Below are 550 nucleotides of genomic sequence, written 5' to 3' on the forward strand. Positions count from 1 at the left end.
GGTGGTGGCTGCTCCTTACACTGCTCCCGCTCTGCACCGCGGTGTTCTCCTACCGCTCTATGGTGAGCCAGGCGATCGGGTACGGCGTGGCGTTGACATCCGCCATCGACTTGCACCGCTTTTCGCTCTACGAAGCGCTGCACCTGCCAGCGCCCCTGACCCTGGCGGCCGAACTGGAGCTGGCCAGGCAGTTGGCGCAGCAGTGGCGTCAGAACGCGATTCCAGCGTGGACATTCGCCCACGGCCAGGGAGCACCATGAGTCTGCTCTCGAAGTTCAAGGCCCACGTCAGGCTGGGCGCCATCATGGCAGACCTGGAGAAACGGACTGACGCCTACCAGGGCGACGGCGACCCCTCGGTGGTTCTGGGCCCAGAGGTTGACGCCATACTCAACGACGTCGGCGAGATATTCCAGATAATCGGCGACCCACCCCTGCACGCGATCCGCATCGTCGCCTTCTTCGTATGGTGCAGGGCACAGGCGTGCCCGCAGGACGAGGAAGCACGCGACAGCGCACTCACACTGTTCAGGTCGATCGCCCAGTTTCGC

At 64.2% G+C, this 550-nt stretch carries 2 protein-coding genes; both read left to right on the forward strand.

Annotated elements, in window-relative coordinates; translation table 11 throughout:
* On the forward strand, positions 1-260 hold a 260-nt coding region (locus U9980_RS22655; protein ID WP_322769785.1), incomplete at its 5' end, for a hypothetical protein.
* Positions 257-550, forward strand: a 294-nt coding sequence (locus U9980_RS22660) for a hypothetical protein (protein WP_322769786.1), incomplete at its 3' end; no start/stop codon positions are given. The genes U9980_RS22655 and U9980_RS22660, both read left to right, overlap by 4 nt.

The sequence above is a fragment of the Protofrankia sp. Cr1 genome (assembly GCF_963555865.1).
GTDB lineage: Bacteria > Actinomycetota > Actinomycetes > Frankiales > Frankiaceae > Protofrankia.